Below are 22,896 nucleotides of genomic sequence, written 5' to 3'. Positions count from 1 at the left end.
AAAAAAACTAAATCCGATTTTGGATACTACTCTACGTGATTAATAGGATAATAATATGAATACTCAGTCAATTGATCCATCAGGGAAAGTGGAACGCAGCTCTGGCGATCTGACCAAAGCTGCAGTTTCAGGCTGGCTAGGAACCGCTCTGGAGTTTATGGATTTCCAGCTTTACTCGTTAGGCGCAGCACTTGTTTTCCATGAAATATTTTTCCCTGAACAATCCGCTTCAATGGCATTAATTCTTGCTATGGGAACTTACGGTGCCGGATATGTCGCACGTATTGTTGGTGCGATTTTCTTTGGTCAAATGGGCGACCGAATCGGTCGTAAAAAAGTACTCTTTATCACCATCACCATGATGGGGGTGTGTACTACATTAATCGGGGTATTACCAACCTACGCACAGGTAGGTATCCTCGCACCGCTATTATTAGTTCTTTTGCGAATTATTCAAGGCCTAGGGGCAGGCGCTGAAATTTCAGGCGCAGGTACCATGCTGGCAGAATATGCACCAAAAGGCCGTCGCGGTATTGTGGCTTCACTCGTGGGTCTGGGGACAAACTGCGGCACATTAAGTGCCACTGCGATTTGGGCGGTTATGTTCTTCTGGTTAGACAAATCAGACTTGCTGGCGTGGGGCTGGCGTGTACCTTTCTTGGCAAGCTTCGTTGTGATGTTGTTTGCCGTGTGGTTACGACTGAATCTGAAAGAAAGCCCAGTATTTGAGAAAGTACAAAATACGGAAGAGCAAGAAGCCAAAGTTGCGGTACAAACGCCACCGAAAGAAAGTTTCTTTGCCATGTTTAAATCTAAAGCATTTTGGTTAGCAACTGGTATTCGTTTCGGTCAAGCGGGTAACTCTGGGTTAATTCAAACTTTCTTAGCGGGATATTTAGTTCAAAGCTTATTATTTGATAAAAGTATTCCAACTGATGCGATCATGATCAGCTCCGTTGTCGGTTTCCTGACCATTCCTGTGATTGGTCTGCTATCTGATAAATTCGGGCGCCGTATTCCTTATATTATTCTTAGCTTATCTGCCATGTTGCTCGCCTATCCGATGTTATCTGTCATCGTCGATGGTGCGAACAGCGTTAGCTTAATTACCATCTGTATTATTATCGTTCATAACTGTTCAGTACTCGGATTATTTGCCTTAGAAAATATTACGATGGCTGAAATGTTCAACTCACGTAACCGTTTTACTGGTATGGCTGTGGCCAAAGAAATTGGTGGCTTAATTGCCTCTGGTTTAGGCCCAGTTCTAGCGGGTATTTTCTGTAGCATCACCGGAAGCTGGTGGCCAATTGCAATCATGATCATCATTTACTCTGCCATTTCATTAATCAGTGCCATTATCATGCCTGAAGTGAAAGATCGTGATTTAACCAGCACGTTGGATGCGGTTGAAGAGGCTGAACAACAAAAAGGTAAAGTGAAATATGCAACTGTCAACCAATAACCTAAACCAATTACCCGCCACAATCAAAGTACCAAGCTATGATAGGGAGCAGGTAAAGGTAAAAATGCTTCACTTAGGTTTCGGCGCGTTCCACCGCGCCCACCAAGCCATCTTTGCGGATATTTTAGCTACGGAACAGCAGAGTGATTGGGGCTTTTGTGAGGTCAATTTAGTCGGTGGCGAGCAACAAATTGAAGATTTACTCGCTCAAGACTGCCTTTATAACGTAGTTGAAATGCAAGGCGATAATTGGCAAACCCGTACTGTCGGTGTGGTAAAAGAAGCATTACACCCAACCATTCACGGAATTGATGCCGTTATCAATCGCATGTTAGACCCTAATATTGCCATCGTTTCCATGACGGTTACTGAAAAAGGTTATTGCTATGTGCCCGCGACAGGTTCGATTGATTTTGCGAACCCCGCTATTGCGCATGATTTAGCCTCACCAAATACCCCGAAATCACTACCGGGTCTGATTGTTGAAGCCTTAAAACGCCGTAAGGTACTGGGTATTACACCATTTACGGTCATGTCCTGTGACAATATGCCTGAAAATGGCCATATCACGAAAAATGTCATTTTAGCGATGGCTGCAAAACAGGATATTGAATTGGCCAATTGGATTGAAGCCAATGTCACCTTTCCATCTACCATGGTGGATAGAATTGTGCCTGCCATGACACCAGACACAGCGGAGAAAATTCAATCCCAGCTAGGCCCTGTCGTTGACAAAGTCGCCATTGCCTGTGAGCCATTTCGCCAATGGGTGATTGAAGACAATTTCGTCGCAGGTCGCCCTGAGTGGGAAAAAGCGGGCGCTCAGTTAGTCACGGATGTCGTTCCATTTGAAGAAATGAAGCTGCGCATGTTAAATGGTAGCCACTCTTTCCTTGCTTATTTAGGTTATTTGGCTGGTTACCAATATATTAATGAATGCATGCAGGATAGCGCTTATGAAAAAGCCGCTTATCACTTGATGGTCAATGAGCAAGCACCAACGTTATCCATCAAAAATGTGGATTTACCAGCCTATGCTAATGCCCTGATTGAGCGTTTTAAAAATACGGGGTTGAAACATCGTACTTGGCAAATCGCGATGGATGGAACGTTGAAATTATCCCAACGTTTACTCGATTCTATCCAAATTCACCTGAAAAATGGCCAATCATTTGATTATTTAGCCTTAGCCGTTGCGGGATGGATGCGTTATGTCAGCGGAAAAGATGATCATGGCGCAGAAATTCAAGTCAGCGACCCACAGGCTGTAAAATTGGCTGAGCTGGTTGCAAACAGCACTGATGATGAAAGCCGTGTTCGCGCATTGCTGTCCCTCAACAGTTTGTTTACCGAAGAACTGGTTAATAATTCACTATTTACTGAAAAGGTGACTGCATTTTACCTTTCACTACGTGATAACGGTGCCAAGAAAACCATTGAAGCACTCAACCACCAGTACACCCTGTAATAACATATTAGTAGGCGGGTTTCCCCCGCCTTTTTCACTCAAACTTCGCTTGAACTATAATCTACTGTGTTAGCGGCGGAAACCAAATAGCTTGCTGACCACTCACCAACCGTTCTTGGTTAATCCAAGTAAAAGGTGCGGGTACCTGAGCTTGCAAACGCACATCTTCAGCCCCTCTTTGTGCTGTCAATGTGGGAGTAAGGACAACAGGCTCTGGCCCATAAATAGCCGCTGACGTAGAATCACGCTCGTTTCGCCCGCCACAAACCACCCATAACTGGTTTAATGTAGCAATTGCATAAGGGATAAAATCGACACGCCCTGTTGGCGGCTCTTCAACCGAAAAAAGATGGCTATCAATTTCCACTTTTAAATCACATGGGATGCCCGCTGGTACAGCAAGAATATCAGCACGTAACATACTGTATAATCCCCCTAATTCAGGAACGTCTAATTCATGTGCCGCCGCCAGTGCAATACGCCCAATTGGCGTTGCTGTCACACTCACAGCGCTACCCGCTGTTGCCCAGCCGCTATCCCATTCATTAAGATGTGTAACACGATAGCGGGCTAATATTTCCCCTGATGGGCCCGCAAGAATGACGGTGTGGAACACTTTATCAATCTCAATTTCAGGATAACTTCCAACAATATAGCCTTTTCCTTGATGAGCAGCCTGACACAGTGTTTGTTCAAATGCTCCCCCTTGCTTTTCAGCATGGGACAAAATAAGGTTCGGGTCATTCGTATAAGGAAGCGCAGAGAGCTCGGGTAAAACCAGCAATTCATTTTCTCCCACTTGAATTGCATCTAACTTAGAAATAGATTTTTCCCACTGAGCAGCAATAAGCGTCGTTTGTATTACTGTTTCTGTCGCATTGATATCTGTTGGGCTGCGGTGAAAAGCCAGTGTTGGGAAATATAATTCAGGGCGGCGCTTCGCGAGTAATGCATCACGTTGCTTATCTGCTTCGTCTAAATCAATCGTCGCACAGTATATGCCATTTAGCCCGGGTTCTAGTTCTAGCGGGCTAAGCACGGGAGATTGAGCCACTTTATGCCCTGATGGCGACCACACACTTGAGCCCCCATTATAGTAAAGCTGCCCTTTAGTAATTGGGTTAGTTTCAATTCCACTTCGGGTAGCACAAATAACCCACAACCCATTGAATGCGCTCATATGTTGTACATGCGCAACCGTTGAGTGGTCGCCCAACATTTCAGCAGGGGTGGCATTTGGCATCATTCGGTCGGATACTGAATGCCAACCAACGATTTGCGCCCCTTCTAATGCAGCTAATCGAACGTATTGCCAGTAGGTATCATCATAACAAATCAATAATGCGATACGGCCAATCGGTGTTTCAAAAGTTTTGACACCAGTATTGCCCGGTGCAAATACTTTTTGATCTTGAGAATTCAGGCCTATTTTACGATATTTACCAATAATACCTTCCGGCCCCATCAAAACGGCTGAATTATAGGCGAGCCCTGTTTCGCTATCTCGCTCCGCGATACCGACACTCATATACATTCCTGTTCGAGCCAATACAGGCAGTATTGCAGCAGTCGTTTTGCCAGGGATAGTATCTAAATAAGGTGCTAATTCCGTAGAGTCCGAAAATAAATAACCACTCACTGCCGTTTCTGGAAATACGGCATAATTTACCCCTTGAGCAGCCACTTTTTCTGTCGCTTCGACTAAACGTTGAATATTCCCATTTAAGTCTCCCCATGCAGGAATAAAATCAACGGCTGCGACTTTACTGCTTTTTTTTATTTCAGCAATACTCATACAATAATCCTTATTCAAAGAATTTATTAATAAAAAAATAAAAACTAAATAGGGAAAAATATTTCTATAATTCCAATTGATTGAGGTAGTAATCGCCTGAATTTAGCGGCTATATTTGAATATATCTAATATCTGAATATAGCCGCTAATATTAATTAGCTTTTTTAGAAAATCATATTAAGAGCGATTTTAATATTATTAATTAAATAACATTATTTTTTTTCATTTCCATAATTTGTTCATCACTATAACCAAGCTCTTTTAATACTTCGTTATTATGTTCCCCAAGCAATGGAGCACTTTTAATTTCAGGGATAAACGCTGAAAATTTCATTGGGCAACCCACCGTTAAATATGAGCCTCGTTTTGGTTGTTGAACTTCGACAATCGAACCACTACGACGCAAAGAAGGGTCATCCATAATTTCTTTCATACTTAATACTGCAGAACATGGCACATCAAACTGATCAAAATAATCAGTTAGTGCATGTTTATCTTTGTCTTTAGCGATTTCTTCAATTGCATCCCATACATCTTGGATATGACTTGCACGTGCCTGTGTAGTGGCAAAAGCAGGATCGGTTTTCCATTCTGGGCGCCCAATAGCATCACAGGTATTTTCCCAATTATGGTCTTGATTAATAAAATAAATATAGGCATTTGGGTCAACATCGCTGCCTTTACATTTGAGCATCGTTCCCGGCTGGCCACCACCACTCGCATTCCCGCCACGAGGAACCGCATCACCAAATGTGCCATTTGGGTATTGAGGGTATTCCTCTAAGAAACCGAGTTTTTCTAAACGTTGTTGGTCACGTAATTTCACACGACATAAATTAAGCACCGCATCTTGCATTGACATAGTAACGCGTTGCCCTTTACCTGTTTTTTCACGGTGTAATAACGCCGTCAGTATGCCTATCAATAAATGCATACCCGTATTACTGTCCCCCAATGCCGCAGCACTTACGGTCGGAGGGCCATCAGGAAAACCCGTCGTTGATGCTGAACCACCAGCAGATTGAGCAACATTTTCATAGGCTTTCACATTCGCATAGGGTGAATTCTCATTAAACCCTTTAATCGAGCCAAAAATTAATCGAGGATTGAGTTCTTGGATGTGCTCCCACGTAAACCCCATATGGTCGATAGCCCCCGGATGAAAATTTTCAACTAATACATCAGATTGACGTATTAGTTTCTCCATCACGGCTTTTCCCTCTGGAGTTTTGGTGTTGAGCTCTAAAGAGCGTTTGTTACTGTTTAACATCGTAAAATACAGCGCATCCACATCAGGGATATCTCGCAATTGATTACGTGTCACATCCCCAACGCCTGGGCGTTCAATTTTGATCACATCAGCACCGAACCAAGCAAGCATTTGTGTACATGATGGCCCTGACTGAACCCCAGTAAAATCAAGAACGCGTATCCCATCAAGCGGTTTTGAAGAAGTCATAATTCACCTTTTTACAAAACTGCCATGACGTCATTTCTCACGCCATGGCAACTCATTTTGCCCCATTGACTCTTTCTATGAAACGAGTCGAGAGATGTAGATCCACGCTGGAGCTGCGATGATAAAACCAAGTACACTAACCGCCAGCGACGCAGTTCCTGTCCGGGTATACAGGTTAAAGCGACTTGCAATAATTATTCCAGAGAAAGCAGGTGGCAATGCCCCAGCTAATACCATCATTTGCAGTTGTTCTGTTCCCATATTAAACATCATACCCGCCAGTAACATTAACCCTGGCATTAAAACTAGCTTTAATAACGTGTTATAAACAATCTCACCATCGAACTCGAACTTATTAGCGGCTAATGTCAGACCGGCAGCAAATACCGCAACACCAGAGTTTGCTTTCGCAATTAAATCAAATGTTGGGTCCCAAACGGTAGGAATTTTCACACCAACCAATACCAGTGCTGTCGCAAGTACCGGAGCCCATACGACGGGTTCTTTAAAGGCGGATATTAATGCATCCATACCGCCACCACCCTTTTTCCCTTCCGCATCAGATGGGTTCAGTAGGAATAGGCCAATAGGGATTGTAATGGCATTAACGATGATGGAAATAATAGCGACAACTAACCCAGTTGAAACAGTTTCACCATAAATAGGGTCTAGAACCGCAAACCCTAAGAAACCAATTGTCGGAGAACCTGCAATTAATGCACATACCGCAGCTTCGCCACGACTATGTTTAAAAATATATTTACAGCTAAAGAAAGAGAAAAAGAAACAAACGAGCAAGACCACAAATGAAATAATAGTCAATTTAGCGTCTGCAAATATCATTTCTCGATTAGCGCGTGCGATAGAAACAAATAATGCAGCAGGTAATGCGTAATTTAATACCAACTTATTAAATGCTTTCGCTTGGTCACTGGTAAACACATTTCGTTTACCACTCACATAACCTAATACCATAATAATAATGATAGGTAATAGGTCGCTCATAAAAATCTTATACATAAAATCAGCCATAAGACCCACCTATTTTTGGCAATAAGACCCCGTACGCCACTCATTAAAAATGAGCCGCGTAGGGTTATCTTTGTTAGTTAACGTTATGCTGCGTTAATTTTTTACGACAGACTTCGGATTTAAATTACCAATATGGCCACTTTCCGTTCCAACTGCAGGGTCAATAACAACATTTATCAAAGTTGGATGACCCGATGCTAAACCGGCCCTCAAGGCTTCTTGTACCTCAGCAGGTGTTGTTGCTTGGTAGCCGATGCCACCAAAGGCCTCAATCATTTTGTCATAACGCGCTCCGCCCATTAAAACGGTAGGAGAAGGGTCTTGATCACCATGGAGGTTTACGCCATCACCACGGTAAATCCCACCATTATTGAAAATCAAAATAGTGACAGGCAATTTGTAGCGACAAATCGTTTCGATTTCCATACCACTAAAGCCAAAAGCACTATCGCCTTCAATCGCCACAACAGGCTTACCACTTGTTACAGCGGCTCCCACTGCATAACCCATTCCGACCCCCATAACGCCCCATGTTCCACAATCTAAGCGTTTACGTGGTTGGTACATATCAATAATATTTCGCCCATTATCAAGCGTGTTAGCGCCTTCATTGACGACATAAACATCTTGGTGATCGACCAGCACATCACGGATCGCACGTAATGCGTTGAAGTAATTCATCGGGGAAGTGTCAGTGTTTAACTTAACTGCCATTTTCTCGACATTGATTTTCTTGTGCTCATCAATACTGACAATCCATTCTGTTGGTGATTTAACAGGGGTTGATTTAAGTCCTGCCAATAATGACTCAATACTGGAGTAAATATCACCAACAACTGGGGCCGCTATTGGGCGGTTACTATCAATTTCGGAAGGTTCAATATCTAACTGAATAAATTGCGTTTCTGGTGACCAATGCTTACCTTTACCATGGTCAAGTAACCAGTTAAGACGTGCTCCCATTAATACCACAACATCTGCACTGGATAAGGCAAATGAGCGAGCTGATGCGGCTGATAGGGGATGTGTATCTGGCAGCAGCCCCTTAGCCATTGACATCGGTAAATAAGGGATACCGGTTGTTTCAATAAATTGACGAATATTGTCATCCGCTTGGGCATAAGCTGCACCTTTACCCAAAATAATTAATGGTCGCTTAGCCGAGGCGAGCAACTTAAGGGCTTTATTCACTGAATCTGGTGATGGAATTTGTCTTGGTGCAGGGTCTTCAACTGTAAAAATGGTTTTATCCGCTGCGTCCTTGTCCATCACGGCAGACAACACTTCCGTTGTTAAATCAAGATAAACCCCACCAGGACGACCTGATACCGAAGCTCGGATTGCCCGGGCTAGTGCGATACCAAGATCCTCAGGTTTATTCACACGATAAGACGCTTTTACAAAGGGTTTTGCCGTGTTCATTTGGTCTAACTCTTCGTAATCACCCTGCTGCAAATCAATTATCGCTCTGTCGCTTGAGCCACTGATTTGAATCATTGGAAAACCATTGGTCGTTGCATTAGCAAGAGCAACCATACCATTCAAGAAACCCGGCGCCGAAACCGTTAAACAGATACCCGGTTTTTGGGTAATAAAACCACTGATTGCAGCTGCGTTACCCGCAGATTGCTCATGGCGGAAACCAATATAGCGAATACCTTCAGCTTGCGCATGCCTTGCCATGTCAGTCACTGGAATTCCAACAACACCGTAGATTGTATCAATGCCATTTTTTTTAAGTGCATCGACAATAATATGCATACCATCAGTCAGGTTTTGGGTTTGATCAGCAGACATGTCTACCTCATAAATAACTGATTAAAAGATTAAATGGAGTGATTTCTCACCCCAATATTTAAAATTAGATCGCTTTGTTCGCTCGCATAGTCGCAATTTCATCTGCGCTATAACCTAACTCAGTTAGGACTTGCTCTGTATGCTCACCCAACAATGGTGCGCTTTTGATATCGGGTGTAAATGAGGAGAATTTCATCGGGCAACCCACCGTCAAGTAAGTCCCGCGTTTTGGCTGCTCAACTTCAACAATACTTCCGCTCTTACGCAGAGATTGGTCTCGTGCTATTTCACGCATACTGAGTACAGGAGCACAAGGTACACCGTATTTACTTAAGTACTCGACCGCTTCATGTTTATCTTTATCCGCTAAGAATTTTTCAATTTCAGCAAAAATATCAAAGATATGAGGTTGACGAGCCTTTGGTGTATTGTAAGCGGGGTCAGTTGCCCATTCAGGCTTACCAATAGCAATACAGGTTTGCTCCCAGTCCTGCTCTTGGATAGTAAAATAAATATAAGCATTTGGGTCAGTTTCCCAGCCTTTACATTTTAAGATCCAGCCAGGCTGGCCACCACCGCCAGCATTACCGCCACGAGGAACTGCATCACCAAATGTGCCATTTGGGTATTGTGGATATTCTTCAAGGTAGCCAATTTTCTCTAAACGTTGCTGGTCACGAAGTTTGACACGGCACAAGTTGAGTACGGCATCTTGCATCGACATAGTCACTCGCTGGCCTTTTCCTGTTTTCTCGCGATGTAATAACGCTGCGAGTAAGCCAATGAGCAAGTGCATACCTGTATTACTATCACCTAATGCTGCGGCGCTCACTAATGGCGGGCCGTCCCAAAACCCTGTGGTTGATGCGGCACCACCTGCGGCTTGGGCAACGTTTTCATAAGCTTTAACATCTGCATAAGGAGAGTCTTCATCAAAACCTTTGATGGAACCGAAAATCAAACGAGGATTTAATTCTTGAATGTGTTCCCAAGTGAAGCCCATATGGTCAATTGCACCTGGATGGAAGTTCTCAACGAGGACGTCGGCTTGCTTAATCAGCCGCTCCATAACCTCTTTACCTTCTGGAGTTTTTGTATTTAATTCCACTGATCGCTTATTACTATTAAGCATCGTGAAATACAGCGCATCCACATCAGGTATATCCCTTAATTGGTTACGCGTGACATCTCCAACTCCAGGGCGCTCAATCTTAATAACATCTGCGCCGAACCACGCTAACATTTGAGTACAAGATGGTCCTGATTGTACACCGGTGAAATCCAGTACTTTAATACCTTGTAAAGGAAGATCCATGTGGTACCTCTTTATTTAGCTATCGTAAATGGAATGAATTAGGGTTCTATTATTTAGCTGTGTTAAAAAGATATTTGAATATATGACTATTTTTATATTTATTAATAATTACATTACTATTTTTATTAAATAATATCACCAATGTCCAGCAATTAATTCTTTTAATATATATGCATTATAACATTCTTAAAAAAAACAAATATCAGAACATTAGTTTACTTTTAAATTAAAATAAAAAACAAAGTCTCGAATTAATCAGCAGTGACCATTTAAGATAGACCTTTATTGATCTAATATCAATATTCAATAGCTATTCACAAAAAAATAACAATCACAAAAATAGTTTATTATCAATAAATTAAAGGGTTGATGTCTTTTTTTTACATAATATAAAAACGAATAAATGTTTATTTGTTTATTATTGGTTTAAAAAAATTGTAAATCATACGCGAAATAAGAGCATCTTTATTTGATGTGTATTTTTTTATTAATCTTATTTTGATTAACTATAATGATAATAAATCGCAAACAGGTCATCAAATAAATATATCTAATTTTATTTCTTTCAAATAAATTGAATGTTTATATTTTTTAGATATAAAAAACCCACAAATAACATTAGTCATTTGTGGGTTTGATAACAACAATAATAAAACTTAGTTTTTCTCTTGTTGCTGTTTTTGCTGTTTTTCTTTTTCCAAAAGCTGGCGGTACCACAATGGATGGTGTTTTCTAGCCCAACCACGAGTCACCCAACCTTCAACCATCGCACGTACTGAACCTTTCACCCAAATCGCTGCATAAGCGTGAACCACAATCATGATAATCAACGCAATCGCAGAGAGCGAGTGAATAAGAATCGCTGCACGATAAACAGGGATTGGGAAGTAATCTGCAAAATAAGGGCGCCACATAATCACTCCCGTGACCACCAGCGCTAATAAGCAGATAGTGACAACCCAATAAACCCCTTTCTGACCGAGGTTATATTGGCCGACATCGCCCGCCTCTTCGTTTTTCAGTACTTTGCCGATATTTTTTGCCCACTTGATATCTTCTTTATTAATGAAGTTATGATGGAAATAGCGGAAGAACATAAATACGAACAGCAAGAACATCGCCGTACCCACAAATGGATGCAAAATTCGCGACAGTTGTGGCGTACCTAAAATGTTCATAAACCAGTTTAGTGAAGGGAAAAAGAACCCTAATCCACTGATTGCCGTGAACAAAAAGCAAATCACAACCGCCCAGTGATTGATCCTTTCAATCGGTTTATGGCGAATAATTTTGTCGTTATCATCTGGCATCATTTCTGATCCTCCCCTTCTTTTGATTTCGAAGTGTCAGATGACATTGCATTATGCAAATCTTCTAAAGCCTCTTCTTCATCTTTTTTGGAGACGCGGTTTGGACCAATACCCACATAGTGGAAGATGGCCGCCGCAAATGTTGCAGCAAAACCAACCGCTGCTAACGGTTTCCAGATACCTTTCCAGAAAGTCACTGTTGGGCTGATTGTCGGGTTTTCTGGTAATCCGTGATACAACTGAGGTTTATCTGCATGGTGCAGAACGTACATCACATGCGTACCACCAACGCCCTCTGGGTCATATAAACCTGCATTCGCATAACCACGGGTTTTCAGCTCTTCAACACGCTCACCAGCCATGTTAATCATGTCTTCTTTGCTACCGAAGTGGATAGCACCCGTTGGACATGTTTTCACACATGCAGGTTCTTGACCGACTTCAACACGGTCAACGCACAGCGTACATTTGTATGCACGGTTATCTTCTGGGTTAATACGTGGTACATCAAACGGGCAACCCGCAATACAATAACCACAACCAATACAGTGTTCCGATTGGAAGTCAACGATACCGTTTTTGTACTGTACTATCGCGCCTTCCGAAGGGCACGCCTTCAGACAGCCCGGGTCAGCACAGTGCATACAACCATCTTTACGGATCAGCCATTCAAATTTATCGTTCTCTTCCACTTCAGAGAAGCGCATTACCGTCCATGACTTAGCGGTTAAATCTGTTGGGTTATCATATACCCCAACGTTAGTCCCGATTTTGTCACGGATATCGTTCCACTCGGAACAGGCAACCTGACAAGCTTTACAGCCGATACAGGTCGTCACATCGATAAGCTTTGCAACTTCTTCCTTATAATCCCGCACCTGAGGTGCGGGAGTCAGGGAATTGGTGGCAGAGCGACGAATAATGTCCTGAGATTGCATTGACATAATTTATCTCCTTACACCTTTTCCACATTGACAAGGAACGATTTAAATTCCGGTGTCTGAGTATTCGCATCACCGACAAACGGCGTTAACGTGTTCGCGATAAAGCCTTTCACAGCCAAACCTTCAAAGCCCCAGTGAATAGGAATACCGATTGTATCGATATCTTTACCTGCCACTTTCAGCGTATGAATACGTTTGGTGACCACGGCTTTCGCTTTGATATAACCGCGTTTAGAGCTGACTTTCACCGTATCGCCTTGTTTAATACCTTTTTCATTCGCCAGACGCTCACCAATTTCAATGAACTGCTGTGGCTGAATGATGGCATTTAGCAAGGCATGTTTTGTCCAATAGTGGAAATGTTCAGTCAAGCGATAAGTGGTTCCCACATAAGGGAATTCTGTCGCTTTACCCATTTGGGCCCAGTCGTCTTTAAACACACGAGCCGCAGGGTTTGACACAACTTTCGGGTGCAGTGGATTGGTATCCAATGGCGTTTCAATTGGTTCATAGTGCTCTGGGAATGGGCCTTCGGCCATTTTATCCAGTGCGAATAGACGTCCCATCCCTTCCGGTTGCATGATAAACGGACCAACACCACTTCCCGGCGCGGCATTGCTATAGTCAGGAATATCCATTCCTATCCATTTGCTACCATTCCACTCGAGGATTTGGCGTTTTGGATCCCATGGTTTACCCATTGGGTCTGCTGATGCACGGTTATAAATCACACGGCGGTTCAGAGGCCATGCCCATGCCCAACCTAATGTATTCCCCAGACCTGTTGGGTCAGAGTTATCACGGTTAGCCATTTGATTGCCTTTTGGCGTCCAGCTTCCCGTAAATATCCAGCAGCCACTCGCCGTGGTACCGTCATCACGTAACTGAGCAAACGAGCTAAGCAGCTCACCTTTTTTCGCAATAACGTTGCCATCAGCATCTTTCAAGTCAACTAAAGCATAGCCATTGTTTTCTTGAGCAACTTCTTCTGGCGTTGGGTTATCGCGGTCGAAGTAATTCCAAGTCATACTTAGAACTTGTTCAGGTACCGCACCGCCTTCAGAGGCATACAGTTGGCGTAAACGGTGGAAAATACCAGACAGGATTTCACCATCACTGATAGCTTCACCTGGGGCATCCGCACCTTTCCAGTGCCACTGTAACCAACGTGCCGAGTTCACAATCGAACCATTTTCTTCAGCAAAACAGCAAGATGGCAGACGGAATACGGTAGTTTGAATTTCTGCCGGGTTCACATCATTCATTTCGCCGTGGTTTTGCCAGAAATTCGACGTTTCGGTGTTCAGCGGGTCAACGGTGATTAAATACTTCAGCTTAGAAAGCGATTTAATAACTTTGTTTTTATTCGGGAATGAAGCTACTGGGTTAAAGCCTTGGCAGATATAGCCATTCACTTCCCCTTTATCCATCATTTCGAAATAACGCAGTACATCGTAGCCTTGATCCCATTTCGGTAATAAATCAAAGCCCCAATTATTTTCTTTCTGCGCTTTATCGCCATAGAACGTCTTCATCAAACTAACAAAGAATTTCGGGTAGTTACCCCAATAGTTTACCTGGCCTTCAACCGTCGCTTTTGGCGTGTTTGCAGCTAAGTAACTTTCTAATGTCGTTTGTTTTTCTGATGGTAAGGTCAAATAACCCGGCAAGCTTTGTGACAATAAGCCTAAGTCAGTCAAGCCTTGGATATTGGAGTGTCCACGCAGGGCATTTACACCACCACCTAACATCCCCATATTACCCAGCAGTAATTGGATCATCGCCATGGTACGGATATTTTGCGCACCCACGGTATGTTGAGTCCAACCTAATGCGTATAAGAACGAGGCTGTTTTATCTTTAGCACTGGTTTCAGCCAAATACTCACAAACTTGTAGGAAGTCTTTGATCGGCGTACCACAGATATTATTCACCACTTCAGGTGTATAACGGCTGACGTGCTCTTTTAATAGGTTTAACACACAGCGTGGGTGTTTCAGAGTCGGATCGCGCAGCGCAAGGCCGTTTTTATCCATCTCATAGTTCCACGTGGTTTTGTCGTATTGACGTTTTTCTTCGTCATAACCTGTGAACAAGCCGTCATCAAAACCATAATCTTCACGAATAACTAAACTGGCGTTGGTATACGCTTCCACGTATTCACGCTGAATTTTTTCATTATCCAGTAAGTATTTGATAACACCTGATAAGAACGCGATATCTGTACCAGAACGGATAGGCGTGTAAAAATCCGCCACTGCCGCAGTACGGGTAAAGCGTGGGTCAATCACAATTAATTTGGCTTTATTATGGATTTTAGCTTCCATCGCCCAGCGGAAACCGACTGGATGCGCTTCTGCCGCATTACCACCCATAACGACAACTAGGTTTGCATTTTTAATGTCAACCCAGTGGTTGGTCATCGCACCGCGACCAAATGTTGGAGCAAGACTTGCTACCGTTGGTCCGTGTCAGACACGCGCTTGGTTATCGACGGCAAGCATGCCGAGAGCGCGGGTAAATTTTTGTGTTACAAATCCACTTTCGTTACTGCCCGCCGATGCGCACAGCATACCAGTGGTCAGCCAACGGTTAACGGTGACACCCTCTTTATTTTTCTCAATAAAGTTCGCATCACGGTCTTCTTTCATTAACTTAGCGATACGGTCAAACGCGTCGTTCCACGTGATACGTTTCCACTCATTGGTACCCGGCTCACGCACTTCTGGGTATTTCAAGCGGCTTTCACTGTGGATGAAATCGATAAGTCCAGCACCTTTCGGACAAAGTGCACCACGGTTTACCGGATGATCCGGGTCCCCTTCAATATGGAAAATGCTCTCTTTTGCATTTTTCGCGCCATCACCGAGGCTGTACATTAACAGCCCACAGCCGACAGAACAGTAGGTACAGGTATTTCTGGTTTCCTTCGCACGCAGTAATTTATACTGGCGCGTTGACGCTAACGCGGTAGCGGGTGCAAAACCCAAAGCCGCTGCAGTCGTACCTGCCATACCGCCAGCGCAGATCTTAAAGAACTGCCTTCTGCTGACTTGCATGGGGATCTCCTCATTTACATTGCTCATGTTTACCTAACGTCAATCGCGATAATCAGGTAAACTGTTCTTATTCAACGTCTTCCTTACGTATCCAGGTTCATTGCCTGGCAAATGGTGTAAATTCTTTTTACCCATAATTAATATTATGTATCATTAATGCTAGGAATTCATCTAATGTATGAAACAAATACTACAAATGACTCCAAATTAATCAAAATGATTGGCTTAAACCAAACAACCGTGCAACAAAAAGGCAACCTTAATTTACCCGTTAATGATTATGTTGCGGAGGAATATCCTGTTGCTTTAGTCTTCAATGGCATATCTCACGTAGTGATGATGGCGACGCCAAAAGATTTGGCGGATTTTGCTATCGGGTTCGCCCTTTCGGAAGGAATAATACAGTCAGGTGATGAAATTCGTGGAATTGATATCGTTGAAGGCTGCAACCGCGGAATTGAAGTACAAGTTGAATTATCTAGCCGCCGGTTTATGGAGTTAAAAGAACGTCGTCGTAATCTAGCGGGGCGTACAGGCTGTGGTATTTGTGGAACAGAACAACTTGAAGAAATTTTCAAACCGATCGCCCCGCTACCTTTCACCCAAACCTTTTCTCTCTCGCACCTTGATAATGCATTACATGAATTGAAAAAAGTGCAAGAGATTGGTGCGCTGACAGGTTGTACCCATGCGGCCGCATGGATTTCACCAGAAGGGCAATTAGTCGGTGGATGCGAAGATGTCGGTCGCCATGTTGCACTCGATAAACTTTTGGGTATGAAACATCGCAACCAATGGCAACAAGGTGCAGTACTGGTTTCTAGCCGTGCCAGCTATGAAATGGTGCAAAAGGCAGCCAGTTGTGGCGCTGAAATTTTATTTGCCGTTTCTGCTGCCACCGCGCTTGCTATTGAGGTAGCAGAGAAAGCCAACTTAACGTTAGTTGGATTCTGTCGTCAGGGGAAAGCGACAGTGTTTACGCACGGGAGTCGAATTAAAGATTAAAGGGGCATAATTAGTCCCAGCCTTTATTTAATCTCGCTGCTTTGTGATGTAATCCGGATAGAATTGAGTCTGCGATATGCTCAGGGAAATCTGTGGGTAATTGTTCTCTCACTTTCTTAATAACACTTTCCATTTGCTCACCAAATTCAATTAAGATTTTTTCCATCTCAGCACGATCAAATCCAACGGCTTTGGCCGTTGAAAAAAAATGTCTTGGGAAAATTTGCTCTATATTGTATTTCATCCCCCTTGTTCCCTTCAGCCCCATAGCCAATTTGGCATCTCTAGGGTTAATTCCCCTCCCCCCATAACTAGGATACATGGACAAAATATCGTAAAAAGGTGTTAACTGATAACGGCCTTCAGGTTCAATAAATAATGAAAAATTTTTAGCATGACCATCCGTCGCTGCAAGTAGCCAGAACAAAACTTGGCTCTTCATAAACTGATATCTATCTTTCTCTGTATTTATTGAACCCAATAAGTAATTCATAATTTCAGAAATACCCGGTCCACCATGATTTTGATATTTTCTTGCTGGTGAAATATTCAATGTTTGACAAAAATCTTCTTGTGGTAAACGCATAATCCACGAGGAATCAGAAGAATATTTACGGTCAAAACGTTCAACCGCTAACGCCTTTATTTCACCTACATTTAAAATAAAGCTACGAGGCACATCTAGGCCAAACTCTTTTGCTATCAATAAACATAAATACTCATTTTCTACACTATCCGACATATCTATCGAATAAGAATGGCTTTCTATTTTACCAATGGGAAGTTTAATAATATGGGTAGTTGGAGTCGCATTCTGAGGTAAGCACCAATGCCCATCTAAATAGAGTAATGCGGTTTTCTCTTGAGCGCCCGCAAGTGAGATCCTAAAGTCATCTTCATCTTCAATCATGCCTAAAGGAGCATTCGCTTTATACCCTGTTAATATTTTTTCTAGTTGCTTATTAGATAAGGGTTTATATTCAATTTTTCTGATATTACTGACTCTTTGCCCATCTAGAATGAGTTGTAAAGCCCCCACACTATCCTGGCCAATCTTAGATAATAAATCGAAAGGTTGATTTGAATCCGCTTGATAACGACTAACAATTCGATTCCGTATCTCAATATTGTCCGGTAGGAGATTATCAAAAAAATTATAAACTTCGTCTCCTCGATATTCTTGGTGCCTAAGTGGCATTGATAAAGAAATAGGTCGAGCACCTGATGTTTCCAACCAGTGACTATTATATGTAAATTGGTGAGCACCAGTACTTGAACGAATCAAATCCCCAACCAAGTAACCATTCATGTATACATGCAAAGTCGCCATCACCACTCCTCCTTCCATCCGGAGTCTGAATTTGATGAGCCACTTTCATTTCGCGGTTTAATATCGAGTTCTAAATTGAGGGCAGATAAAATCTTAAAAAAGGTTTCTAATTTGGTAGAGTCAGGAGAGAGTTCAAAGCTAGAAACAGTATCTTGCCGAATACCTACTTTACTAGCGACTTTGCTTTGAGATAACTTTTTCGTCTCTCTGACATCCTTCATATAAGCACTAAGTTGTCGGGTATTCGTCACTTTCATTTTAAAACCTACCTTATTTTTCACCCTAACAATATTTACACGCTATAACCGGTAAACATTATATTACACGCTATAGCCGGTAATATCAAGATTACACGCTATAGGAGGTAAACCATAAATTACACGCTACAGCGTGTGAAAAATATATTAATAAGTATGGCCCACAAAACAGCCAGTGCCATACCTTAGCAAGGTAAAGCTTATATATTACTTGGTTGCTAGAACTTAATAGAGAATTAAGACAGGAAAAATGGAGGGGAGTACCGATAAAGCAAACCTACACGCAATACCGTGTAGGTTATAGACGATAGATGATACCGTATCACTTCCCAATACAAAAACTTGAGAAAATACGGCCTAATAAATCATCAGAAGTAAATTCACCCGTGATTTCGCTAAGTTCCTGCTGAGCTAAACGTAATTCCTCCGCCAGTAACTCACCGGAGCGAGCATTCACTAACTGGTCATAGCCCTGTTCAAGGTGAACGGCTGCTGCATTCAGTGCTTGTAAATGACGACTACGAGCAAGGAAACCACCTTCTGTATTACTGTTAAAGCCAATGGCTTCTTTTAGGTGATCGCGCAACAAATCAATGCCTTTTTCTTCGCGCGCAGACAAACGAATTAACGGATAACGGGTATTATCAATAAACTCAATCGGTTCGCCTGTCATATCTGCTTTGTTACGAATGACGGTGACCGGAAGTTCATCAGGTAAACGTGCCATAAATTCAGGCCAAATCTCTTGCGGCTCTGTAGCATTGGTTGTGGTACTATCTACCATAAACAGCACATGGTCCGCTTGTTCGATTTCTTTCCAAGCACGCTCAATACCAATTCGTTCCACTTCATCACTGGCTTCACGTAAGCCTGCGGTATCAATGATATGCAATGGCATGCCATCAATATGAATATGTTCACGTAACACATCACGCGTCGTTCCCGCAATATCCGTCACAATCGCAGCTTCACGGCCCGCCAATGCATTTAGCAAGCTCGATTTTCCTGCATTTGGGCGCCCAGCAATAACCACCTTCATGCCTTCACGCAATAAACTGCCTTGGCGTGCTTGGGAACGAACTTGTTCTAAATCTGCCACGACTTCGTTGAGTTTAGCTTCAATTTTACCGTCAGACAGAAAATCGATTTCTTCATCTGGGAAATCGATGGCGGCTTCCACATAGATGCGCAAGTGAGTGAGTGCTTCCACCAATTGGTGAATATGGGAAGAAAAAGCCCCTTGTAACGAATTCATCGCTGAACGTGCCGCTTGCTCTGAACTCGCATCAATCAAGTCAGCAATCGCCTCAGCTTGCGCTAAATCGAGCTTATCATTTAAAAATGCACGTTCAGAAAACTCACCTGGATTCGCGATACGAATGCCATCAATCGTTAATATTCTTCTTAACAATAAATCAAGAATAACAGGGCCACCGTGTCCTTGTAACTCAAGGACATCTTCTCCCGTAAATGAATTTGGTCCAGGGAAGTAAAGCGCAATACCTTGGTCAAGAACAGAGCCTTCCTCATCACGAAATGGCAGATAATCCGCATAACGTGGTTTAGGGAGTTTTCCTAGCACGATTTCAGCAACTTGTGCCGCTTTCGGGCCAGATACACGTAAAATACCGACACCACCACGACCGGGAGGTGTTGCCTGTGCGACGATAGTATCGTTGATTTGCATGATGTTTCTCTGTCATTCCTATAAAAAAATTAAGGCGGTCATTAAATGGCCGCCTTAATATTATATCGATAGCTGAGCAGAAGGCTCACCTAAAATTCAATTTATTTCTTTTCTTTCTTATCGCGACTATGCAGACCACGTTTTTCCAGACCACGGTAAATCACTTGTTGCTGGATGATGGTTACTAAGTTACTCACGATATAATACAGAACCAGGCCTGATGGGAACCACAGGAAGAAGACAGTGAACACAACTGGCATGTACGTCATAATCTTCTGCTGCATAGGGTCAGTCACAGCGGTCGGTGACATTTTCTGAATCACAAACATTGTCACACCCATCAATACAGGCAGGATGTAGTACGGGTCTTGTGCAGACAAGTCTTGAATCCAACCAAAGAACGGTGCGTGGCGCAGTTCAACAGAACCCATCAACATATAGTAAAGTGCAAGGAAGATAGGCATTTGAATCAGCAGAGGTAAACAGCCACCCAGTGGGTTTACTTTTTCTGCTTTATACATCGCCATCATTTCTTGGCTCATACGTTGTTTGTCATCACCAATACGCTCACGCATTGCAGCCAGTTTTGGTTGCAGTAAACGCATTTTCGCCATCGAGGTGTACTGTGCTTTAGTCAGCGGGTACATAATACCACGAACGATAAAGGTAATAACGATGATGGCAATACCCCAGTTACCCACAAAACCGTGAATGAATTTCAGTAGTTTAAACAGTGGCTGAGAGATAAACCATAACCAACCATAATCAACGGTTAAGTCTAAATGTGGTGCAACTGCGGCCATTTCAGACTGAATTTCAGGACCAACCCATAATGTTGATGAATAAGTACCTGCACCATTAGCTGCGATAGTCATTGGTTCACTCTTATAACCAATGATGGCAGACTTTTTATCTAGGTCGATGGTATAGAAAGTGCTCTTTTCTGCACTTGCAGGGATCCACGCCGTTGCAAAATATTGTTGCAACATTGCCACCCAGCCACCTTTAGTGGTCAAGTCGAGGTTTTTATCTTCGATGTCACCAAAGCTATATTTTTTATAGTTGTTTTCATCAGAAGAATACGCCGCACCACGATAAGTATGCAGAGCAAAGTTACTGCTACCGGTATCACGCTCTTTTGGTAACTCGATAGTTTGTTTTAACTGACCGAAGAAAGCGAGGCTCAGTGGTTGAGCTGTTGGGTTTTGAATACTGTATTCAACTTCAACAGTATATTGGCCACGTTTTACAATGTACGTTTTCTGATACACAACACCGTTGTTATCAGTAAATGTCATTGGTACGCGCAAGACGTCTTGGCCTTTCTCTAATGTGAAAGTTGTAGAATCTGCGCTATACAGCGGACGTTCGCCATTATTATTTGCTGGGTTGTCTGGGCCATGAAGACCAATCAAACCACTTTGTGCCTGGTAGACAAAACCTGGGTTAGTTTCCAGTAAACGGAAAGGGCTTTCCGAATGAAGGGTCGCAGGATAGGCTAACAGGTCAGCCTCATCGATATCACCACCACGAGTATTGATGCGAATATCCAGTACATCAGTCTTGACTGTGATGAGCTTACCTTGCCCACTGCCAGTTACGGCTTGAGCATCACTGCTTGGCATATCCGCTTGTTGCGAAGTTTGAACAGTTTTAACGTCCTGAGCAACTTTATCGCTCTCCCAGGCCTGCCAAACTAAGAACGACACGAACAACAAAGCGATGAGTAGAAGATTGCGTTGCGAATCCATCGTTATAATTCTCTATTATCATCAGTTTTTCTAGGTGGGACAGGATCATCTCCACCAGCGTGTAAAGGGTGGCATTTTAATACGCGTTTCGCCGTTAACCAACTCCCTTTTAGCATACCAAACCTGCGCAATGCCTCAATTCCGTAATTTGAACAAGTAGGATTGAAGCGACAACGAGGCCCTAACAACGGGCTAATTGCCAGTTGGTAGCCTCTGATCAGCATGATCAGGATTTTTGAGCCAAGCGACGGTGACGACGCCATAACTTATCCAATGCTTCCGTGATCTGTTGATTGTCCAGATTAGCGACCCCTTTCCTTACCAATACCACAAAATCCATTGAAGGCAACTCATGTTGATGCAGACGAAAATATTCACGCGCTAACCGTTTAATACGATTTCGCTCATGAGCTCGTTTAACATTTTTTTTGGCGATGGTAAGACCGATGCGGGGATGCCCCAGCTCGTTTAGGCGACCAAGGATTGTTATCTCTGGGGAACTCGCCCTCTGCGGCTGCTTAAAGACATTATCGAAATGCCTGGGAGTTAACAAACGTAACTCCCGGGTAAAAGCGAGCGTAACCACTTGAATAGAGGGCTAGCTTTATTACTTAGATGAAACGGTCAGACGAGCGCGGCCTTTAGCACGACGGCGAGCCAGAACCTGACGACCATTTTTAGTGGCCATACGAGCACGGAAACCGTGTGAACGGTTGCGCTTCAGTACGGACGGTTGAAAAGTGCGTTTCATAACGATTTCTACCTAACTTTTAAATTTATTACTGATTCAGTAAACGCGTTGGCAACCAGTGGAAACTGATTTACACCTGTGCCTCTATCGCAACAATATAGAAAGAGGCAGGATTGTAATAAAACATAGGGGGTCACGTCAATGAAATGACGCAATCAAACCACTTTTATTTATAGCCTGGCTGACCGGTTTGCCGACATATGTTGTGACAGCCGACGAATGATTACATCCGCATACTGGCTGAAAACCTGCTTTTGCCCCCGCCCTGCCTAACATTAACGTTAAAATAGAGCGATATAGCCCAACAAGTTTACCTCAGTTTCGTGTAAAAATCACATCAGTACTGTACACAGGGAGGAAGATTATACGGACTCCGCCCCAAAGCGCAAGGATCTTCAAGAGATCTAAAAATATTTTTTGATCATACAGAATATTTACCGTAAATCGTCTAAAGTTATCCCCAGCATGTGG

The 22,896-nt window shown here is 43.0% G+C and carries 18 protein-coding genes; 3 read left to right on the top strand and 15 right to left on the bottom strand.

All coding sequences use genetic code 11. The features are described from left to right. Nucleotides 1–55: 55 nt before the first annotated feature. Nucleotides 56–1,465 (top strand): MFS transporter, encoded by a 1,410-nt coding sequence (locus PSF31_RS01710; RefSeq protein ID WP_004906200.1) that lies wholly within the window; start codon nt 56–58, stop codon nt 1,463–1,465. Continuing rightward, nucleotides 1,446–2,933, top strand: a complete 1,488-nt coding sequence (locus tag PSF31_RS01705) for a mannitol dehydrogenase family protein (RefSeq protein WP_096863646.1) — start codon at nt 1,446–1,448, stop codon at nt 2,931–2,933. The genes PSF31_RS01710 and PSF31_RS01705 overlap by 20 nt, the downstream gene beginning before the upstream one ends. A gap of 61 nt (nt 2,934–2,994) precedes the next feature. Here PSF31_RS01705 and PSF31_RS01700 read toward each other — a convergent pair whose 3' ends face one another. From PSF31_RS01700 to fdnG, 8 genes are all read right to left on the bottom strand, one after another. Next, nucleotides 2,995–4,728 (bottom strand): nitrilase-related carbon-nitrogen hydrolase, encoded by a 1,734-nt coding sequence (locus PSF31_RS01700; RefSeq protein ID WP_096863647.1) that lies wholly within the window; start codon nt 4,726–4,728, stop codon nt 2,995–2,997. A gap of 202 nt (nt 4,729–4,930) precedes the next feature. Then, nucleotides 4,931–6,187 (bottom strand): formyl-CoA transferase, encoded by a 1,257-nt coding sequence (gene frc / locus PSF31_RS01695; protein ID WP_004906207.1) that lies wholly within the window; start codon nt 6,185–6,187, stop codon nt 4,931–4,933. 75 nt (nt 6,188–6,262) lie between these two features. Further along, nucleotides 6,263–7,207: a transporter YfdV gene (gene yfdV / locus PSF31_RS01690; RefSeq protein WP_004906833.1), complete on the bottom strand. Its 945-nt coding sequence runs from the start codon at nt 7,205–7,207 to the stop codon at nt 6,263–6,265. Nucleotides 7,208–7,312: 105 nt separating this feature from the next. Further along, nucleotides 7,313–9,016, bottom strand: a complete 1,704-nt coding sequence (oxc, locus tag PSF31_RS01685; RefSeq protein ID WP_096863649.1) for an oxalyl-CoA decarboxylase — start codon at nt 9,014–9,016, stop codon at nt 7,313–7,315. Between the two features lie 64 nt (nt 9,017–9,080). Further along, nucleotides 9,081–10,331: a formyl-CoA transferase gene (gene frc, locus PSF31_RS01680; RefSeq protein WP_004906213.1), complete on the bottom strand. Its 1,251-nt coding sequence runs from the start codon at nt 10,329–10,331 to the stop codon at nt 9,081–9,083. 656 nt (nt 10,332–10,987) lie between these two features. Further along, entirely contained in the window at nt 10,988–11,644 is a 657-nt protein-coding gene (gene fdoI / locus PSF31_RS01675; protein WP_094961977.1) for a formate dehydrogenase cytochrome b556 subunit, read from the bottom strand. Continuing rightward, on the bottom strand, nt 11,641–12,585 hold the full coding sequence (gene fdxH, locus PSF31_RS01670; RefSeq protein ID WP_004906826.1) for a formate dehydrogenase subunit beta: 945 nt from the start codon (nt 12,583–12,585) through the stop codon (nt 11,641–11,643). Before fdxH ends, fdoI begins: the two co-directional genes overlap by 4 nt. A gap of 11 nt (nt 12,586–12,596) precedes the next feature. After that, nucleotides 12,597–15,644, bottom strand: a complete 3,048-nt coding sequence (gene fdnG, locus PSF31_RS01665) for a formate dehydrogenase-N subunit alpha (protein ID WP_096863650.1) — start codon at nt 15,642–15,644, stop codon at nt 12,597–12,599. A gap of 174 nt (nt 15,645–15,818) precedes the next feature. On the opposite strand from fdnG, the gene fdhD reads away from it, so the two are divergent. Next, the gene (gene fdhD / locus PSF31_RS01660; protein WP_036959175.1) at nt 15,819–16,649 is read left to right on the top strand and encodes a formate dehydrogenase accessory sulfurtransferase FdhD; all 831 of its coding nucleotides are present in this window, start codon (nt 15,819–15,821) and stop codon (nt 16,647–16,649) included. 10 nt (nt 16,650–16,659) lie between these two features. Here the strand turns inward: fdhD and PSF31_RS01655 are convergent, their stop codons facing one another. The 7 genes from PSF31_RS01655 to rpmH all read right to left on the bottom strand — a co-directional run bounded on the left by PSF31_RS01655 (nt 16,660) and on the right by rpmH (nt 22,425). After that, nucleotides 16,660–17,979, bottom strand: coding sequence for a type II toxin-antitoxin system HipA family toxin (locus tag PSF31_RS01655; RefSeq protein ID WP_164561278.1), 1,320 nt, complete (start codon nt 17,977–17,979; stop codon nt 16,660–16,662). After that, on the bottom strand, nt 17,979–18,236 hold the full coding sequence (locus PSF31_RS01650) for a helix-turn-helix domain-containing protein (RefSeq protein ID WP_036959176.1): 258 nt from the start codon (nt 18,234–18,236) through the stop codon (nt 17,979–17,981). The genes PSF31_RS01655 and PSF31_RS01650 overlap by 1 nt, the downstream gene beginning before the upstream one ends. A gap of 322 nt (nt 18,237–18,558) precedes the next feature. Then, complete coding sequence (mnmE, locus tag PSF31_RS01645; RefSeq protein ID WP_096863651.1) at nt 18,559–19,923, bottom strand: tRNA uridine-5-carboxymethylaminomethyl(34) synthesis GTPase MnmE; 1,365 nt, start codon at nt 19,921–19,923, stop codon at nt 18,559–18,561. 101 nt (nt 19,924–20,024) lie between these two features. Next, complete coding sequence (gene yidC / locus PSF31_RS01640; protein ID WP_094961982.1) at nt 20,025–21,674, bottom strand: membrane protein insertase YidC; 1,650 nt, start codon at nt 21,672–21,674, stop codon at nt 20,025–20,027. 2 nt (nt 21,675–21,676) lie between these two features. Continuing rightward, on the bottom strand, nt 21,677–21,937 hold the full coding sequence (gene yidD, locus PSF31_RS01635; RefSeq protein ID WP_036959180.1) for a membrane protein insertion efficiency factor YidD: 261 nt from the start codon (nt 21,935–21,937) through the stop codon (nt 21,677–21,679). After that, entirely contained in the window at nt 21,901–22,260 is a 360-nt protein-coding gene (rnpA, locus tag PSF31_RS01630) for a ribonuclease P protein component (protein ID WP_004906229.1), read from the bottom strand. The genes yidD and rnpA overlap by 37 nt, the downstream gene beginning before the upstream one ends. Nucleotides 22,261–22,281: 21 nt before the next feature. Beyond that, nucleotides 22,282–22,425 (bottom strand): 50S ribosomal protein L34, encoded by a 144-nt coding sequence (gene rpmH / locus PSF31_RS01625; RefSeq protein ID WP_004906236.1) that lies wholly within the window; start codon nt 22,423–22,425, stop codon nt 22,282–22,284. Between the last annotated feature and the right edge of the window lie 471 nt (nt 22,426–22,896).

The organism is Providencia sp. PROV156, from assembly GCF_028480905.1.
Classification (GTDB): domain Bacteria; phylum Pseudomonadota; class Gammaproteobacteria; order Enterobacterales; family Enterobacteriaceae; genus Providencia; species Providencia hangzhouensis.
This window is presented reverse-complemented; position numbering and strand designations above follow the sequence as displayed.

Excerpts from the sequence above, each read along its gene's own strand:
- yidC (WP_094961982.1), bottom strand. The coding sequence starts at position 21,674 with ATGGATTCGCAACGCAATCTTCTACTCATCGCTTTGTTGTTCGTGTCG.
- PSF31_RS01710 (WP_004906200.1), top strand. The coding sequence starts at position 56 with ATGAATACTCAGTCAATTGATCCATCAGGGAAAGTGGAACGCAGCTCT.
- PSF31_RS01655 (WP_164561278.1), bottom strand. The coding sequence starts at position 17,979 with ATGGCGACTTTGCATGTATACATGAATGGTTACTTGGTTGGGGATTTG.
- yidD (WP_036959180.1), bottom strand. The coding sequence starts at position 21,937 with ATGGCGTCGTCACCGTCGCTTGGCTCAAAAATCCTGATCATGCTGATC.
- mnmE (WP_096863651.1), bottom strand. The coding sequence starts at position 19,923 with ATGCAAATCAACGATACTATCGTCGCACAGGCAACACCTCCCGGTCGT.
- PSF31_RS01700 (WP_096863647.1), bottom strand. The coding sequence starts at position 4,728 with ATGAGTATTGCTGAAATAAAAAAAAGCAGTAAAGTCGCAGCCGTTGAT.
- fdxH (WP_004906826.1), bottom strand. The coding sequence starts at position 12,585 with ATGTCAATGCAATCTCAGGACATTATTCGTCGCTCTGCCACCAATTCC.
- frc (WP_004906213.1), bottom strand. The coding sequence starts at position 10,331 with ATGGATCTTCCTTTACAAGGTATTAAAGTACTGGATTTCACCGGTGTA.
- rpmH (WP_004906236.1), bottom strand. The coding sequence starts at position 22,425 with ATGAAACGCACTTTTCAACCGTCCGTACTGAAGCGCAACCGTTCACAC.
- fdhD (WP_036959175.1), top strand. The coding sequence starts at position 15,819 with ATGTATGAAACAAATACTACAAATGACTCCAAATTAATCAAAATGATT.
- PSF31_RS01650 (WP_036959176.1), bottom strand. The coding sequence starts at position 18,236 with ATGAAAGTGACGAATACCCGACAACTTAGTGCTTATATGAAGGATGTC.
- yfdV (WP_004906833.1), bottom strand. The coding sequence starts at position 7,207 with ATGTATAAGATTTTTATGAGCGACCTATTACCTATCATTATTATTATG.
- frc (WP_004906207.1), bottom strand. The coding sequence starts at position 6,187 with ATGACTTCTTCAAAACCGCTTGATGGGATACGCGTTCTTGATTTTACT.
- fdoI (WP_094961977.1), bottom strand. The coding sequence starts at position 11,644 with ATGATGCCAGATGATAACGACAAAATTATTCGCCATAAACCGATTGAA.
- PSF31_RS01705 (WP_096863646.1), top strand. The coding sequence starts at position 1,446 with ATGCAACTGTCAACCAATAACCTAAACCAATTACCCGCCACAATCAAA.
- oxc (WP_096863649.1), bottom strand. The coding sequence starts at position 9,016 with ATGTCTGCTGATCAAACCCAAAACCTGACTGATGGTATGCATATTATT.